Source organism: Peptoniphilus indolicus ATCC 29427 (assembly GCF_000227315.1).
Classification (GTDB): domain Bacteria; phylum Bacillota; class Clostridia; order Tissierellales; family Peptoniphilaceae; genus Peptoniphilus; species Peptoniphilus indolicus.
Genome location: NZ_JH165061.1, coordinates 1,198,864 through 1,200,241, shown reverse-complemented (window position 1 = coordinate 1,200,241; position 1,378 = coordinate 1,198,864). Strand labels below are relative to the sequence as shown.

Annotated in this window: 1 protein-coding gene; it reads right to left on the bottom strand. The window is 26.8% G+C overall.

All coding sequences use genetic code 11. The features are described 5' to 3' along the window. Positions 1–289 precede the first annotated feature (289 nt). Entirely contained in the window at positions 290–1,306 is a 1,017-nt protein-coding gene (locus tag HMPREF9129_RS05355; RefSeq protein ID WP_040552353.1) for a hypothetical protein, read from the bottom strand. Positions 1,307–1,378 lie beyond the last annotated feature (72 nt).

Below are 1,378 nucleotides of genomic sequence, written 5' to 3'. Positions count from 1 at the left end.
ATCGAGTATTAAATGTATACTATACTCTTTATATATTTCTTTATTTAACTTATTATTTGTTAATAAGTATGCTTATTTAAATTTTTAATTATAGTATCTAAAAATCGATTATTTTTAATTTTTATAAATTGCAACAATATGAATATAAAAAATTGGCACTATTTTTAAGAAAACAGAAACAAACAATCCAAATATCATGGGATTCATTAAAAATTTAATAATATAAAAACCCAGGAGATTTTTCCCGGGTTTGTCTTAATTCTGAACACTTACTTATCAGTGCTAAATTTTAAATTGCTCTAGGTATTATTATCACAATAAGTATTACTATAAAAAATATTATTGTATAAGCTAAATTTTGTTTTAATTCTTTTGTTGTCAAGTGAATTGTATCCTTGCCCATAAGTCTTGCTATACAAGTTGATATATATCCTATTATAGGCATTATTAAAAGCGCTCCTAGTGAAGTCACTCCCATATCTAATAATCTATAGAACGTAAGAATCATCAACATATTCAACAAAATATTAAGTGATAATACATTCTTTTTATCTAGCCAAATAAGTGCTAGGACTAAAAGTGTGGACACTATAAATATTATTCTAGCCAAATTATTCACTATAGTTATTCCGGATAGCTTAGCGTTATCTTTAAACTCTTGTGCATTTACTGTAAATCCTGAATCTGAAAAAGATATATTTTGTGCATCAGTGACTTTTTGTGAATTTGTAAACTTATCCACTTTAGCATTTGTCAAAAATACTGAAGTTCTGGATATAACATCCTCTTGTCTGTATTTTATGTCCATTGGCTCATAGTACAACGAGAAATTATAGCTTTCAACATTTGAATCAAGCTTAACTCTTATTTCAGATTTAGCTTTAAGATTAGTTTCTTTAGAATCAAGCGGAAGTTTTAATGACAATTTTTCATTAAACAGCATATTACTTATCTTATCATAATCACCTTTTAAATTAGCTACGCTATATTTTGCTTCTATCGGTGCTTCAAAGAATACTTGCCTTACCGGCGTTCCTAAAATTCTAAAATTAGATCCATCACCTATGTATGAAAATTCAACACCATACTTTATAAGTCTTCCACCATATCCATCAACTGGAGTTCTTGAAACCCTTAAGTTGGTGATATCAGATGGATTTTGAAATAGAATTCCTTGAAACTCTCTTGTAGAATTTTCATCCTGCTTCCATAAAATATCTGTTGAAAACTGTTTTGTTAATGTAGATAAAAAAAGAATGACAATAAAAATTCCAAATAGTATTACATTTTTCAACTTTCTATTCATTTTAACCTCCATATGTTTTAAGAAAACATTTTTCTAAGTACTATAATATCATATCACATCAAAATTATAAAT

What these genes read in the sequence shown, in the direction of transcription:
- HMPREF9129_RS05355 (WP_040552353.1), bottom strand. Translation starts at nt 1,306, where the DNA reads ATGAATAGAAAGTTGAAAAATGTAATACTATTTGGAATTTTTATTGTC.